The sequence below is a fragment of the Halomonas urumqiensis genome, assembly GCF_003028575.1.
In the GTDB taxonomy this organism is placed as follows: domain Bacteria; phylum Pseudomonadota; class Gammaproteobacteria; order Pseudomonadales; family Halomonadaceae; genus Halomonas; species Halomonas urumqiensis.
Window position 1 is genome coordinate 59,125 of the sequence record NZ_PYUD01000002.1, and the last position, 15,024, is coordinate 74,148.

Below are 15,024 nucleotides of genomic sequence, written 5' to 3' on the forward strand. Positions count from 1 at the left end.
AGCGCCTTTTTCTTTGCCTCACCTAACGACAGCCGTCTCGGGAGGCTATATGGGAAAACAGGACACCAAGCGAATCGATCTTGCGTTGCAGGGCGGCGGTTCACACGGCGCGCTGACGTGGGGAGTACTGGATCGCCTGCTCGAGGACGAGCGCCTTGAGATCGATGGAATCAGCGGTACCAGCGCGGGCGCCATGAATGCCGTGGTACTGGCGGATGGACTGCAGCGGGGTGGCCGCGAGGGAGCCCGTGAGGCGTTGCACGCTTTCTGGAAAGCGGTCAGTGATGCGGCGCGCTTCTCACCTATCCAGCGCACCTTCTGGGATCGGCTGATGGGTAACGACAACCTCGATCATTCGCCGAGCTACCTATTCTTCGAAGGCCTCACCCAACTGATCCCGCCAGCCAAGCTCAACCCCTTGGACATCAATCCGTTGCGTGATCTGGTCCTCGAGCGCGTAGATTTCGAACGGGTCAATGCCTGCCGCAAGGTCAAGGTATTCGTCACCGCCACCAATGTGCGTACCGGCCGGGCGAAGATATTTCACCAACCCGAGCTTAGCGTCGACACCGTGATGGCCTCGGCCTGCCTGCCTTCCGTGTTTCCGGCCGTGGAGATCGATGGCGAGGCCTACTGGGATGGCGGATACAGCGGCAACCCGGCGCTCTACCCACTGGTCGATGACCAGGGCTGCCGTGACCTCGTGGTGGTGCAGATCAATCCCCTGCTGCGTCAAGCACTACCGGAGAGCGCTCGAGACATTCTCAACAGGATCAATGAGATCACCTTCAACTCCAGCCTGATCAAGGAGCTGCGCAGTATCCAGCTCTTGCAACAGCTGATCGAGGCCGAAGGGTTGGAGATGGAGACGTTCCGCGCCATGCGGCTGCACCTGATACATGCGGAGCATGACGTCGAGCGGCTCAGCGCCTCCAGCAAGATGAACGCTGACTGGGACTTCCTCTCCCGCCTGCACGCCCAAGGGCGTGGCTGGGCGGATCAGTGGCTGGAAGCCCACTTCGATGCCCTTGGCGAGCATTCGACCTTCGACCTGAATGCCATCTTCGACGACACCTTCCGTCCGGTTTCGCCGCCCAAGGCAACCACCGAGGCACCTGACGACAAGGCCCACTGATGATTGGCATCACGGCGATCGCGGCAGCCTTGCTGGGGTTAATGTATCTCGCCTACCGCGGCCTCAGCCTGTTGATCCTGGCCCCGGTGCTGGCAACGCTGGTGGCACTGGTCTCTGTGGACACGCCACTGTTGGCCAGCTACACCCAGGTCTTCATGGGGGCCGCCGGCGACTTCATCGTCCGCTACTTTCCGCTGTTCCTGCTGGGCGCGATATTCGGCAAGTTGATGGAAAAATCGGGGAGCGCCGAGGTACTGGCGAGTGCGATCATCCAGCGTCTCGGTGACACCCGCGCCATCCTGGCGGTGGTGCTCTCCTGTGCGGTGATGACCTATGGTGGTGTCTCGCTGTTCGTGGTGGCCTTTGCGGTTTATCCGATTGCCGCGGCACTGTTTCGCCAGGCCGACCTGCCCAAGCGACTGATTCCCGGCACCATCGCCCTGGGAGCCTTCACTTTTACCATGACGGCGCTGCCGGGCACTCCGGCCATCCAGAATGCCATTCCCATGCCCTATTTCGGCACCTCACCGTTTGCCGCACCCGGGCTTGGCATCCTCACGGGTCTGGTCATGCTTGGTCTGGGACAAGCCTGGCTGAATTATCGTGCGCGGCAGGCGCGCCTTGCCTGCGAAGGCTATGGTGACCATCAGGATGAAGCGCCACCTGCCAACCACCTGCGCGAACACGCAGCGGGAGAAAGTTCCGACCTGGCCGAGACTGCGCTCCGCAAGCCCGACCAGTCACGCCCCTCCCTGCCCCTGGCGATGATGCCGATCGTTCTGGTTATCTTGTTCAACCTGCTGTTCACGGCTGTGGTGATACCAACCATGGACACAGACTATCTCGCCGAGCCGCTCTATGGGACCACGAGCATCGAATCGGTACGCGGGGTCTGGTCGGTAATCGCTGCCTTGGTCATCGCTATATTGGTCATCATCGGCACCAATCTGAAGCGCCTCGCTCCCCTCACTTCCACCCTCGAAAGCGGCGCCAATGCCTCGCTGGTGCCAATCTTCAATACAGCAAGCCTGGTCGGCTTCGGTTCGGTGATCGCGTCACTGGCGGCCTTCGACTCGATCAGCCGTTGGGTGACCTCGGTGGGTGGAGACAATCCCCTGATCTCGCTTGCCATTGCGGTCAACCTGCTGGCGGGAATGACAGGATCCGCCTCCGGCGGCATGAGCATCGCCCTGGCCACCCTGGGAGACACCTACCTGACCATGGGGCAGGCAGCTGGCATCTCACCCGAGCTGCTGCACCGGGTCACGGCGGTGGCGACCGGTGGGCTGGATGCCCTACCGCATAATGGAGCAGTCATCACCCTGCTTGCCATCTGTGGCCTGACTCACCGACAGGCGTACCTGGATATCGCGATGGTCGCTGTCGTGGCTCCCATCCTCGCGCTGGTACTGCTGATCTCGGTGGGTAGCCTGGCAGGCACGTTCTGAACGGTACCGGTCTAGCCCCCAGGGCTCCATACCCCACCGTCAAAAGCACTTGATACCGGCCTCACAGGCAGCCATCATCGCGCCCAGGCGTCCACCCTCCAGGGCCTGGACGAGTGCGAGGCCGGGGTAGCCTGGCGTCGGGGCAAGCATTCACTGCCAACGACCGGCAACACCCCAGCATTGTTCATCATTTCCTGATCTGGATTCGAACCCCATGAGCAAAGTCCTGATTATCGGCGCCGGTGGCGTCGGCGGCGTCGTCACCCACAAGTGCGCGCAGCATCCCGAGGTGTTTTCCGAGATCATGCTGGCCAGCCGCACCGAGGCGAAGTGCCAGGCCATCGCCGGCCAGCTTGATCGTCCGATTCAGACCGCCCAGGTGGATGCCGACAATGTCGAGGACCTGGTCGCGCTGATCGAGTCGTTCAAGCCGGACGTGCTGATCCATGTGGCTCTTCCCTACCAGGACCTGACCATCATGGAAGCGTGCCTGCGTACTGGCGTGCCCTACCTGGACACCGCCAACTACGAGCACCCGGACGAGGCGAAGTTCGAGTACAAGGAGCAGTGGGCCTTCCAGGACCGCTACAAGGACGCCGGCAACATGGCCACCCTGGGCTGTGGTTTCGACCCGGGCATGACCAACATCTACTGCGCCTACGCCCAGAAGAACCTGTTCGACGAGATCCACCGCATCGACATCCTGGATGCAAATGGCGGCGATCACGGCTACCCCTTCGCCACCAACTTCAACCCGGAGATCAATATTCGCGAGATCACCGCGAAGGGTCGCTACTGGGAGAAGGGCGAGTGGAAGGAGACCGACCCGCTGGCGGTGAAGCGCCAGTTCGACTTCGATGGTATCGGCGAGAAGGACATCTACCTCCTCTATCACGAGGAGATGGAATCCCTGTGCCAGAACATCAAGGGACTGGAGCGCATCCGCTTCTGGATGACCTTCTCCGACAAGTACATCACCCACCTCAAGGTGCTTGAAAACGTCGGCATGACCAGCATCGAGCCGATCAAGGTAGGCGATACCGAGATTTCCCCGCTGGAGTTCCTCAAGGCGGTGCTGCCCGACCCGGCCTCGCTGGGCCCGCGTACCAAGGGCAAGACCAATATCGGCATCATCGCCGACGGCATCAAGGACGGTAAGCGGCGCAAGGTGCACATCTACAACATCTGCGACCACGAGCAGTGCTACGCGGAAGTGAAGTCCCAGGCCATCTCCTACACCACCGGCGTGCCAGCGGTGACCGGCGCCATGCTGATGCTGGAAGGCATCTGGAAGGGGGCGGGCGTGTTCAACGTCGAGCAACTCGATCCCGACCCCTTCATGGCGCGCATCGGCGAGATGGGCCTGCCCTGGCAGGTGGTCGAGCTCGACCCCGACCACGACCCGCTGGCATGACCACCAGGATGAAGCGGCCTGATTTTGACATCCACGCCTGTCCGTCACCGGCCTATGTGGTGGACGACGCGCTGCTACACCGCAACCTGGAGCTGCTCGGGCAGGTCCAGGCACGCAGTGGCGCGCGTGTCCTGCTGGCACTGAAGGGCTTTGCCATGTGGGACACCTTCCCACTGGTCAGCCAGTACCTGGTGGGCACCACCGCCAGCGGCCAGGACGAGGCGCGCCTGGGCGCGGAAACCTTCGGTGGCGAGGTGCACTGCTACTCGCCGGCCTTCACCGAGCAGGAGCTGGCGGTGGTACTGCGCTACGCGGACCACCTTAGCTTCAACTCGCCGGGCCAGTGGCGACACTTTCGTGGCCAGGTCGCGGCAGCGCCAAGGAGAGTCTCCTGCGGCCTGCGGGTCAACCCGGAGCACTCCACCGGGGCGGTGCCGCTGTATGACCCCTGCGCGCCGGGCTCGCGGCTCGGCACTCGGGCGCGCGACCTCTCCCCCGAGGTGCTGGAAGGCCTCGAGGGGCTGCACTTCCATACCCTGTGCGAGCAGAACAGCGACGACCTGGAATCGACCCTGGCGGCCTTCGAGGAGCGCTTCGGTCATTACCTCGCCGGCCTGAAGTGGGTCAATTTCGGCGGTGGCCACCATATCACCCGCGCCGACTATGACGTGGAGCGACTGGTACGGGTGGTCCGCGGCTTCCGGGAGCGCCACCCGCACCTGACGGTGTACCTGGAGCCCGGCGAAGCCATCGCGCTGAACACCGGCTACCTGGTCTGCACGGTGCTCGATATCGTCGACAATGATGGCCCCATCGCCATCCTCGACACCTCGGCCACCGCGCACATGCCGGATGTGCTGGAGATGCCCTACCGCCCCGAGATCATCGACGGCGGCGAACCCGGCGAGAAGGCTCACACCTATCGCCTGGGCGGAATGACCTGCCTCGCCGGCGACGTGATCGGTGACTACTCGTTCGATGCGCCGCTCGCGATCGGCGACCGCCTGGTGTTCACCGACATGGCCCACTACACCATGGTCAAGACCACCACCTTCAATGGCATCCGCCTGCCGTCGATCTGCCGTGTCGACGAAGCAAGCCGCCAGGTGCGCACGGTCAGGACCTTCGGCTACGTGGACTACATGCAGCGGCTGAGCTAGATAGCCTGAACGTGCACGTCACTTGGTCCATAGGCCTCGATAGAGGCCTGTGGCGTTTCTGGCAGGCAACGTCACCCCTGTGGTGAGTGTCGCGCCGCAAGGAAGCCCACATGCCCAAACCCATCACCCTCACGGCCACCGACGGCTTCCACCTGCATGGCAGTGAATGGCGTCATGCACCCGCGGACCCGGCCCGCCCGGTGGTCGTGATCAACCCGGCCACCTCGGTGGCCAGCCGTTACTACCACCGCTTCGCCGCCTACCTGCACGAGCACGGCAGGGACGTGGTGACCTATGATTACCGGGGCATCGGGGCATCGCGCCCTTCCGCCTCGTTGCGTCGCTGCAAGGCCAATTGGTTCGTGTGGGGCGAGCAGGATTGCGAGGGTGTGCTGGGCTACGTTAAAGACGCGTTTCCCGGGCAGCCTGTGGATGTGGTCGCTCACTCCGTCGGCGGGTTCGCTCTGGGCTTGGCGCCCTCCAATGCCATGGTGCGCCGGGTCTTCAGCATGGGGTCTCAGTTCGCCTACTGGCGTGATTACCCCCCGGAACTGCGGCGCGGCATGCTATTGAAGTGGCACCTTGCCATGCCGCTGCTGGCCGTGGCACTGGGCTACGTGCCCGCCAAACGGCTGGGCTGGATGGAAGACACACCACGCGGGGTGGCACTCGACTGGGCCACCATGCGACCTGGCTTCGAGCGTAGCTTTCGCCATCGCTCATCGCACGGCGCCCGGCTCGCCCGCCAGCGACTCGCCTGCTTCACCGGATTGCGCGCCCCCCTGCTGGCGCTGAGCGTTACCGACGACCCGTTTGGCACCGAAGTCGCCATTGAACGCCTGCTCGACTACTTCACGGCAAGCCCGCGAACGCACCTGCGCCTCTCCCCGCAAGACATCGACGCCGCCCAGATCGGTCATTTCGCCTTCTTCCATGAGCGCTTTCGTCACACTCTGTGGCCGCTCGCCCTGGCATGGCTAGACAGCGGCGAACTGCCCGCCGACGCACCCGGCAGACGAGTGCGTCGACCGCAGGAGAGCCCCTTACAGCAACATGCCCGCGCCTGCCTTTGAAAAACCATGGACACGACAACGCCGGAGCGGATCGTCGCCCCGGCGTTGTCGTGTCTAGCCGTTTTACCGCAGCGGCGCGTCAGTGCGCCGCTGACATACCGCCTTACTTGGCAGCCGCATGCATCGCCAGCGCGGTGTCCAGCATGCGGTTGGAGAAACCCCATTCGTTGTCATACCAGGCCATCACCTTGACCAGACGGCCATTCACCCGCGTGTGGTTGGCATCGAAGGTCGAGGAGTTGGCGTCGTGGTTGAAATCGATGGAGACCAGTGGCTGGGCGTTGACCGCCAGCACCTTTGAGCCCTCGGCGGCCTTGGCGACGATCTCGTTGATCTCTTCCTTGGTGGTGTCACGGCCGGCATTGAACACCAGGTCGACCAGCGAGACGTTGATCACCGGCACGCGAACCGCCAGCCCATCGAACTTGCCGGCGAGTTCCGGCAACACCAGACCCACGGCGGCGGCGGCGCCGGTCTTGGTCGGAATCATCGAATGGGTCGCACTCCGGGCCCGGTAGGGGTCCTTGTGATAGACGTCGGAAAGATTCTGGTCATTGGTGTAGGCATGCACCGTGGTCATCAGGCCATTCTCGATGCCGACCGTATCATTGAGCGCCTTGGCCACCGGTGCCAGGCAGTTGGTGGTGCAGGAGGCATTGGACACCACCGTGTGCTCGGCGGTCAGCACGTCTTCGTTGACCCCATACACCACGGTGGCATCGGCATCCGGGCTGGGTGCCGAGATCAGCACGCGCTTGGCACCGGCGCTGATGTGCTTGGCTGCGTCGTCACGCTTGGTGAACAGGCCCGTGCACTCCATCACCAGGTCGACCCCCAGTGACTTCCAGGGCAACGCGGCGGGGTCACGCTCGGACAGGATGGCGATGCGGTCGCCGTCGACACTCAGGCTCTCGTCATCGTGCTCCACGGAGAAGGGAAAATGCCCGTGCACGGTGTCGTGGCGCAGCAGGTGGGCGTTCAATGCAGGATCACCCAGGTCGTTGATGGCGACGACCTTCACCTTGTCACGATAACCGTTCTCGTAAAGGGCACGCAGTACGTTGCGACCGATACGACCGAATCCGTTGATAGCAATCTTCAGCGCCATGTCCTCTATCCTCCAGTAATGTCTTGTTGATGATGGCGGTGGAGCCGGTTGGCAGAGGTCAGGCATCGTTGATGCTGGCGTATACGCCCACGGCTCTTGTTTGTGTGGACAACAATGTGGCGCAAAGTTGCCAGGGACTCAAGATTTTTTTAGTAACTTTACAACATAAGGTGCCACAATCCGTGATTCCATCTCGATCATCGGCGCGACGATTTTCGTTTTCAGGCTAGCGAAAGCGCCATATGGCAGAGCGTGGAGCGCCAAAAGACTGTTTGATGCGATGTAGTAAAATTACCATAAAACCGCTATCGTGGTGGCTCGACAACCATCACTTCCCTGAAGGAGGCCCACCATGTCGACTCAACCGCTGCACACGCCCATCCGCCGCACCAAGATCGTTGCCACCCTGGGGCCGGCCAGTGACCGCGAGGGCGTGCTCGAGGCGATGATCTCAGCCGGTGTCGACGTGGTGCGCCTGAACTTCTCCCACGGCTCGCCGGAGGATCACCGCCGCCGCCTCACCGAGGTGCGCGAGATTGCCTCGCGCCTGGGCCGCAGTGTCGCGGCGCTTGGCGACCTGCAGGGCCCGAAGATCCGCATCGCGCGCTTTGCCAACGGCGCCGTGACGCTGGCCGAGGGCGCGCCCTTCGTGCTCGACATGGCGCTCGATGGCGCGGCCGGCGACGCTGAACGGGTGGGCTGCGACTACAAGCAGTTGATCGAGGACGTCGACGCCGGCGACCGCCTGCTGCTCGATGACGGCCGCTTGGTGCTCGACGTCGAGCGCATCGAAGGGCAGGCCATTCACACCCGCGTGGTGGTCGGCGGCAAGCTCTCCAACAACAAGGGCATCAACAAGCAGGGCGGCGGGCTCTCGGCGCCGGCGCTCACCGACAAGGACCGCGCCGACCTCATGACCGCCATCGACATCGGCGTCGACTACCTGGCCGTCTCCTTCCCGCGCACCGCCGCCGACATGCGCGAGGCTCGGGAGTTATTGGGCGAGGCGGGTAAAGAGATCGGCCTGGTCGCCAAGCTCGAGCGCGCCGAGGCGGTGGCCGACGACGCCACCCTCGATGGCATCATCGAGGCCTGCGAGGCGGTGATGGTGGCGCGCGGCGATCTTGGCGTGGAGATCGGCGACGCGCGCCTGATCGGCACCCAGAAGCGCATCATCAAGCGCGCCCGTCAGCTCAACCGGGCGGTGATCACCGCCACCCAGATGATGGAGTCGATGATCGAATCACCCCTGCCGACCCGCGCCGAGGTGTTCGACGTGGCCAACGCCGTGCTCGATGGCACCGATGCGGTGATGCTCTCCGCTGAGACCGCCGCCGGCGACTTCCCGGTGGAAACCATCGAGGCCATGGACCGTGTCTGCCTGGGCGCCGAGCGCGAGCGCATCGCCCAGGAATCCGGTCACCGCATTCACGAAGGCTTCACCAAGATCGACGAGACCATCGCGCTGTCCGCCATGTATGCCGCCAACCACCTCTCTGGGGTGGCGGCGATCGCCTGCATGACCTCGACCGGCTACACGCCGCTGATCGCCTCACGCATTCGCTCGGGCCTGCCGATCGTCGGGCTGGCCCACAGCGCCATCGCCCAGCGGCGCATGGCGCTCTATCGTGGCGTGGTATCGTTGCCCTTCGATACCAGCGAGATGGCGGCGGAAGAGCTCAATGACCAGGCCATGGCGCTGCTGGTGGAGCAGGGCATTGCCGAGGTGGGCGACCACGTCATGCTGACCCGAGGCGACCACATGAACGCCCATGGCGGCACCAACACCCTGAAGATCCTCAAGGTGGAAAAAGCCTGACACCGCCCGACAAGCGACATGAGTGATGTAACCAGCAGAGGTGAGACATGACCGACATTCGCCCGCGGCGCAACGTGCAGCGCACATTGCCAGCACGCAAACGCATCGCGCTGATCGCCCACGACGGCAAGAAAGAGGAGCTGCTGGAGTGGGCCGAACGCTGGCGCGACACCCTGGCACAGCATGAGCTGACGGGCACCGGCACCACCGCCAAGCGTGTTGCCAAGCGGCTGTCACTGCCAATTCAGGGGCTGATGAGCGGCCCACTGGGTGGCGACCAGCAGATAGGCGCGCTGATCACCGAGCAAAACCTCGACCTACTGATCTTCTTCTGGGATCCCTTCTCGCCACAACCCCATGACCCCGACGTCAAGGCGCTGCTGCGTCTGGCGGCGCTGTGGAATGTGCCGGTGGCCTGCAATGCGGCAAGCGCCGACTTCCTGATCAGCTCCCCCTTGCTTGGCGAGGACTACCAGATGTCGATTCCCGATGCCGGCGCCTGGATCTCGGAGCGCGTGGCCGACTGACCGATTCAGTCGACCCATCCGGCCACTCTGAATGACCTGATCTCCCCTCAACGATCCCCCTTGTGACAACAGCCATAACACACAGCGAGGTTTCCATGTTCCAGCTTACCCGCAGCGTGACCTGGCAAGCGCTCAAGCGCTTGTACGACGAGACCGCCAACGACCGTATCCGTGACTATTTCAACGCTGACCCGCAGCGCTTCGAGAAGATGAGCCTGCGCGTCGGAGGCTTGTTCCTCGACTACTCAAAGCATCAGATATCCAGCGACGTGCTCGACAAGCTGCTCGAATTGGCCAATCACTCGGCGCTGGTTCAGCGGCGTGCCCAGATGTTCTCCGGCGACATCATCAACGTCACCGAGAATCGCCCGGTACTGCACACCGCCCTGCGCAACCTTGGCGAAGGCCCGCTGATGGTCGACGGCCAGGACGTGATGCCCGAGATCCAGCGCACCCGCGAGCAGATCAAGCAGTTCTCCGAGGCGGTGCGCAGCGGCGAATGGAAGGGCTACAGTGGCGAGCGCATCAAGGACGTGGTCAACATCGGCATCGGCGGCTCGGACCTGGGCCCCAACATGGCCTGCCGCGCCCTGCTCAAGTACCGCCATCCGGACCTCAGCTTCCACTTCGTCTCCAACGTCGACGGCACGCATATCCAGAAGGTGCTGAAGCGCCTCGATCCCGCCACCACGCTGTTCATCGTCTCCACCAAGACGTTCTCCACCCAGGAAACCCTGCTCAACGCCCATACCGCACGCCGCTGGTTCCTCGAGAATGCCGGTGACGACGCCGATGTGGGGGCGCATTTCGTGGCCGCATCCACCAACCTCAAGGCGGCCATGGAATTCGGCATTCGCGAGGAGAACGTCTTCGAGTTCTGGGCCTGGGTGGGCGGGCGCTACTCGATGTGGTCGTCCATCGGCCTGCCGATCGCGCTGTCGATCGGCTACGACGGCTTCATCGCCATGCTCGAAGGCGCCTACGAGATGGACCAGCACTTCCTCAACGCACCGTTCCACGACAACATGCCGGTGCTGATGGCGTTGATCGGCATCTGGTACATCAACTTCGCTGGCGCCGAGACCCAGGCCATCGTGCCCTACGACCAGGCCCTGCATCAGCTACCCTCGTTCCTGCAGCAGCTCGACATGGAGTCCAACGGCAAGTCGGTGGACATCTTCGGCCACCCGGTGGACTACAAGACCGGCCCGATCGTCTGGGGGCAGACAGGCTCCAACGGCCAGCACGCCTTCTTCCAGCTACTGCACCAGGGCACCCGCTATGTGCCGATCGACTTTATCGCCTCCTTGAAGCCAGAGCCCGGCGTGGAGGACCACCACTTCGCGCTGCTCACCAACATGCTGGCCCAGGCCAACGCCTTCATGGTAGGCAGCCAGGGAGACAGCAAGGAGCTCAGCCAGCTCGACCCCTACAGCTGCCCGGGGAACCGCCCATCCAGCGTGCTGCTGCTCGATGAACTGACGCCAAAGAACCTCGGCGCGCTGATCGCGCTCTACGAGCACAAGGTGTTCGTGCAGGGGGTGATCTGGAACATCAACTCCTTCGACCAGTGGGGCGTGCAACTGGGCAAGCGTATCGCCGGTGAGATCAGCGAGCGCATCGATGAGCGCAGCCAGGACTTCGATGGCTCCACCCAAGGGCTGCTGGCGTTCGTCCGGCAGCATTTCGATGGTGGCCAGGGCTCGCAACCGAAGGCTGCCGATCACAAGCCTGGCAAGGAAGCAGGCAAGTCACGCACCAAGTCAAAGGGCTAGCCACAGTTCTTGCCACAGTCCGTGCCAGGCGCTCAACCCCAGCGGGTGGCCGCATGCTGCCCCGCCCGCTGGCCAAGCCAGACGCCGCAAAGCCACAACGCCAGGCTCAGCGTCACATAGCCAAGCGCCAGCCAAGGCCGGCCCAGGCTCAGCAATTGCCAGGTTTCCAGGCCGAACAGCGAGAAGGTGGTGAAACCACCGCACAACCCGGCCATCAAGAAGGGCTGCCAACGTGCCACGCGGCCACGCTCGCTGCGTGAAGCGAACCCGGCAAAGGCACCAATCAGCCACGAGCCGAGCACGTTCACCAGCAGAGTGGCCCAGGGAAACGCGTGGTGCGATGTCATCAGGGTGAGCGCCACTTGGTAGCGCAGCGACGCCCCAAGCGCACTGCCAGCCCCCACGGCGGCATAGGCTCGCCACACCGTCATGTCACCACCTCAGCCAGCCACCAGCCAACCAACAGCGCCATGCCCCCGCCCATCAGGGTTGCCGCGATATTGGCCAGGGCGGCAAGGCTACGCCCCTGCTGCCAAAGGGAGAGCGTCTGCAGGCTGAACGTCGATACCGTGGTGTAGCCTCCCAAGAGCCCAATGCCCAGCAGCTCCCATCCAGGCCCTGCCAGGCGCTCGCCGGTCAGCGGCTGACCGGCGAGCAGGCTTCCAGCCAGCCACCCGACGAGCAGCGTGCCGCTCAGGTTGACGAAAAGCGTCCCCCAGGGGAATCTCGAGCCAAGATGGCGGCTGACCCGATGTCCCACCGCCAGGCGGCCCATACCACCCAACGCGCCCCCCACGGCGACAAGCAATATTCCCAGCATTCGCGCTTCCACCCTTTCAATCCCGTTGCCGGTGTCCGGCGAGCCTAGCATGGCGTGCGATGTCCAGGCTGGTAGCCTGCGCGCTATGTAAGAGGTGTTCGGACAAGGTGTACGAGTACGGCCTCTATACAGATATTACGTACAATGTTTGTATATGATCATGACCGCACACGTGGCCCGGGTCGTGGATGATCAACAAAATCCGTATCATGCCGGATCATATTCGAGTCACACATCATCAACACGCCAAGAGATGGAGGTCAACGCGTGAACCCCATGCGAGCCCTACCCCTGATACTCGGCTGGCTGCTGATCGCCCTGATCACTTTCGCTGGCCCTGCACAGGCCCAGCAGCAGGACAGCAGCAGTGAGCCCCCCGCCAACGCAACCCTTGCCAGCCTGCTCGAGAACGAGGAGACCCGCCAGCAACTGATCGACCAGTTGCGCGGCACGGCGGCGGAAGTGGCTCCCGAGGCCACGCAACCCGCCGAGGATGAGCGCTCGCTACCGCGCCAGTTGGCTGATGTGACCAGTCGTGTGGTGGGCGACATGAGCAGCCAGTTCGACAACGTGGTCCAGGTGTTCAGTGGCATGTTCACCGGTGACCTGGACAGCACCTTCGACACCCAGGCATTCCTCAGTGCGGCCATCAACCTTGGGCTGGTGATCCTGGCGACGTTCGTACTGTTCATCGCCGTTCGCCGCCTGGCCAAGTCGCTATTCACCAGGATCAGCCAATGGTCGCTCAATGGCGAGGGACTGACCCCGGTACTCAGGCTGGTGATCTGTGTGGCGGTGGCCGCGCTGATCGATGTGCTGATCGTGGGACTGGCCTATGTCGGGGGTAACCTGATCGCCACCTTTGCCGTCGGTGAGACCGGCGAGCTCTCCACACGTGCATCGCTGTTCCTCAATGCCTTCCTGGTGATCGAGCTGCTCAAGGCTGCCGTGCGCATGCTGTTTTCGTCGCGCTACGAGGGGCTTCGCCTGTTGCCGATCACCGCAGAAGAGGCTTCCTACTGGAACCGCTGGCTTGCCCGGCTGATTGGCCTCGTTGGCTACGGTCTGATGGTGGTGGTGCCGCTGGTCAATGTCTATATCGCACCCGCCCTGGGGCAAAGCGTCGGCACGCTGATCATGTTCGGTGCCTACCTGTATGCGGTCATCGTGGTGCTCAGGAATCGCGCACGGATTCGCGACGCCATCAACGCCAAGGCGCGCCAGAGCAGCATGGCGGCTACCCGCGTCTCGCTGCAGCTGTTCGCGCGCACTTGGCACCTGCTCGCACTCGCCTATTTCACCATGGTGCTGGTGCTGACCCTGACACGTCCCGAAGATGCCTTGCCCTTCGTGATGTTCGCCACCCTGAAGACGCTGGCCGCCGTGGTGGCAGGCATGCTGGTATCCAGCCTGTTGACCCAGACCATCGGCCGCCGCATCCGTTTGTCCGATGATCTGCGTCGCAAGCTACCCCAGCTCGAACCACGCCTGAACAGCTACGTGCCCAATGCACTGCGCGTGATCCGCACGCTCATCCTGATCGTGGTGGCGATGGTAGTGCTGTACGCCTGGGGTGCGTTCGACCTCGCGGCCTGGTACGCCTCCGAGGCGGGACGCGGCCTGGTCGCCAAACTGTTCAGCGTGGCGATGATCCTGGTGATTGCCCTGGGGGTATGGCTGGGCCTCGCCAGCCTTATCGAGCACAAGCTCAACCCCGAAACGGGCACCGGTGAACCCACCGCCCGTGCCAAGACGCTGCTCTCGCTGTTCCGCAACGCCCTGGCCATCGCCTTGATCACCATGACGGCGATGATCGTACTGGCCGAGATCGGCATCAACATCGGGCCGCTGATCGCCGGTGCCGGTGTGCTGGGCCTGGCCATCGGTTTTGGTGCCCAGAAGCTGGTGCAGGACATCATCACCGGTATCTTCATCCAGGTGGAGAACGCCATGAATACCGGTGATGTGGTCACCGTGGGCGGCATCACCGGCACCGCGGAGCGCCTGAACATCCGTTCGGTGGGCATCCGCGACCTCAACGGCACCTATCACTTGATCCCGTTCTCCAGCGTCGACACGGTATCGAACTACATGCGCGAATTCGGCTACCACGTGGGCGAATATGGCATCGCCTACCGCGAGAGCATCGATGATGCCATCGTGGCACTGCGCGAAGCCTTCGACGAACTGGCCGAGGACGAGGATCACAAGATGAGCATCCTCGCCCCGCTCGAGGTTGCCGGGGTAATCGCCCTGGCCGACAGCTCGGTCAACATTCGCGTGCGCATCAAGACCACGCCAGGCAACCAGTGGGCGGTGGGTCGTGCCTTCAACCGGCTGGTCAAGCTGCACTTCGACGCGCGTGGCATCGAAATTCCCTTCCCGCATACCACACTCTACTTCGGCGTCGGCAAGGAGGGCGAGGCACCGCCCGCCAACCTGCGGGTCATGCAAGAGAAGTTCGATATCAACGGTCGACCCGGCGGGCAACCGCGTTCCGGCGAACAGAGCCGGGTGGGCGAGGACGACCCACGCGCCAAGCCCAACCCGCAGTTCAAGGGTGACTTTGACGAGGAGGGAGACGAGAACTGAGCCAGAAGATCAACCTCCCCTCTAACGTCAGCGGGGCTGCCCAATATGGGCAGCCCCGCTGACGTTTCGAAACGAGATAGCAAAGGACGTACTTGCCACAGCCTGCCACGAATCACCGCACTATTGTTGCTGATACGGATGTTACTGATACGG

General features: G+C 63.2%; 12 protein-coding genes. 9 read left to right on the forward strand and 3 right to left on the reverse strand.

Features of this window, described 5'->3' with window-relative positions:
* Positions 1 to 49: 49 nt before the first annotated feature.
* The 5 genes from C6V82_RS07600 (at position 50) to C6V82_RS07620 (ending at position 6,230) form a co-directional block, all read left to right on the forward strand.
* Complete coding sequence (locus C6V82_RS07600; RefSeq protein ID WP_102587455.1) at positions 50 to 1,135, forward strand: patatin-like phospholipase family protein; 1,086 nt, start codon at positions 50 to 52, stop codon at positions 1,133 to 1,135.
* Positions 1,135 to 2,583, forward strand: a complete 1,449-nt coding sequence (locus C6V82_RS07605) for a GntP family permease (protein ID WP_102587454.1) — start codon at positions 1,135 to 1,137, stop codon at positions 2,581 to 2,583. Before C6V82_RS07600 ends, C6V82_RS07605 begins: the two co-directional genes overlap by 1 nt.
* A 214-nt stretch (positions 2,584 to 2,797) precedes the next feature.
* On the forward strand, positions 2,798 to 3,997 hold the full coding sequence (locus tag C6V82_RS07610) for a saccharopine dehydrogenase family protein (RefSeq protein WP_102587453.1): 1,200 nt from the start codon (positions 2,798 to 2,800) through the stop codon (positions 3,995 to 3,997).
* The gene (gene nspC / locus C6V82_RS07615; RefSeq protein ID WP_229843124.1) at positions 3,994 to 5,157 is read left to right on the forward strand and encodes a carboxynorspermidine decarboxylase; all 1,164 of its coding nucleotides are present in this window, start codon (positions 3,994 to 3,996) and stop codon (positions 5,155 to 5,157) included. Before C6V82_RS07610 ends, nspC begins: the two co-directional genes overlap by 4 nt.
* Positions 5,158 to 5,267: 110 nt before the next feature.
* Entirely contained in the window at positions 5,268 to 6,230 is a 963-nt protein-coding gene (locus C6V82_RS07620) for an alpha/beta hydrolase family protein (RefSeq protein ID WP_102587452.1), read from the forward strand.
* A 103-nt stretch (positions 6,231 to 6,333) separates the two neighbouring features.
* On the opposite strand, the gene gap is transcribed toward C6V82_RS07620, so the two are convergent.
* Entirely contained in the window at positions 6,334 to 7,338 is a 1,005-nt protein-coding gene (gene gap / locus C6V82_RS07625; RefSeq protein ID WP_102587451.1) for a type I glyceraldehyde-3-phosphate dehydrogenase, read from the reverse strand.
* Between the two features lie 352 nt (positions 7,339 to 7,690).
* Between gap and pyk the strand changes: the two genes are divergently transcribed.
* The 3 genes from pyk (at position 7,691) to pgi (ending at position 11,459) form a co-directional block, all read left to right on the forward strand.
* Complete coding sequence (gene pyk, locus C6V82_RS07630) at positions 7,691 to 9,157, forward strand: pyruvate kinase (protein ID WP_107164727.1); 1,467 nt, start codon at positions 7,691 to 7,693, stop codon at positions 9,155 to 9,157.
* Positions 9,158 to 9,204: 47 nt separating this feature from the next.
* Positions 9,205 to 9,684: a methylglyoxal synthase gene (locus tag C6V82_RS07635; RefSeq protein ID WP_102586823.1), complete on the forward strand. Its 480-nt coding sequence runs from the start codon at positions 9,205 to 9,207 to the stop codon at positions 9,682 to 9,684.
* A gap of 95 nt (positions 9,685 to 9,779) precedes the next feature.
* Positions 9,780 to 11,459: a glucose-6-phosphate isomerase gene (pgi, locus tag C6V82_RS07640; protein ID WP_102586822.1), complete on the forward strand. Its 1,680-nt coding sequence runs from the start codon at positions 9,780 to 9,782 to the stop codon at positions 11,457 to 11,459.
* A gap of 32 nt (positions 11,460 to 11,491) precedes the next feature.
* Here pgi and C6V82_RS07645 read toward each other — a convergent pair whose 3' ends face one another.
* Together C6V82_RS07645 and C6V82_RS07650 are read right to left on the reverse strand one after the other, a co-directional pair.
* Entirely contained in the window at positions 11,492 to 11,890 is a 399-nt protein-coding gene (locus tag C6V82_RS07645) for a fluoride efflux transporter FluC (RefSeq protein ID WP_102586821.1), read from the reverse strand.
* Complete coding sequence (locus C6V82_RS07650) at positions 11,887 to 12,330, reverse strand: fluoride efflux transporter FluC (protein ID WP_229843125.1); 444 nt, start codon at positions 12,328 to 12,330, stop codon at positions 11,887 to 11,889. Before C6V82_RS07650 ends, C6V82_RS07645 begins: the two co-directional genes overlap by 4 nt.
* 216 nt (positions 12,331 to 12,546) lie before the next feature.
* Between C6V82_RS07650 and ybiO the strand changes: the two genes are divergently transcribed.
* Positions 12,547 to 14,871, forward strand: a complete 2,325-nt coding sequence (gene ybiO / locus C6V82_RS07655) for a mechanosensitive channel protein (RefSeq protein ID WP_102586819.1) — start codon at positions 12,547 to 12,549, stop codon at positions 14,869 to 14,871.
* Positions 14,872 to 15,024: the final 153 nt, after the last annotated feature.

Coding starts and splice junctions, on each gene's coding strand:
- C6V82_RS07600 (WP_102587455.1), top strand. CDS start 50: ATGGGAAAACAGGACACCAAGCGAATCGATCTTGCGTTGCAGGGCGGC.
- C6V82_RS07605 (WP_102587454.1), top strand. CDS start 1,135: ATGATTGGCATCACGGCGATCGCGGCAGCCTTGCTGGGGTTAATGTAT.
- C6V82_RS07610 (WP_102587453.1), top strand. CDS start 2,798: ATGAGCAAAGTCCTGATTATCGGCGCCGGTGGCGTCGGCGGCGTCGTC.
- nspC (WP_229843124.1), top strand. CDS start 3,994: ATGACCACCAGGATGAAGCGGCCTGATTTTGACATCCACGCCTGTCCG.
- C6V82_RS07620 (WP_102587452.1), top strand. CDS start 5,268: ATGCCCAAACCCATCACCCTCACGGCCACCGACGGCTTCCACCTGCAT.
- gap (WP_102587451.1), bottom strand. CDS start 7,338: ATGGCGCTGAAGATTGCTATCAACGGATTCGGTCGTATCGGTCGCAAC.
- pyk (WP_107164727.1), top strand. CDS start 7,691: ATGTCGACTCAACCGCTGCACACGCCCATCCGCCGCACCAAGATCGTT.
- C6V82_RS07635 (WP_102586823.1), top strand. CDS start 9,205: ATGACCGACATTCGCCCGCGGCGCAACGTGCAGCGCACATTGCCAGCA.
- pgi (WP_102586822.1), top strand. CDS start 9,780: ATGTTCCAGCTTACCCGCAGCGTGACCTGGCAAGCGCTCAAGCGCTTG.
- C6V82_RS07645 (WP_102586821.1), bottom strand. CDS start 11,890: ATGACGGTGTGGCGAGCCTATGCCGCCGTGGGGGCTGGCAGTGCGCTT.
- C6V82_RS07650 (WP_229843125.1), bottom strand. CDS start 12,330: ATGCTAGGCTCGCCGGACACCGGCAACGGGATTGAAAGGGTGGAAGCG.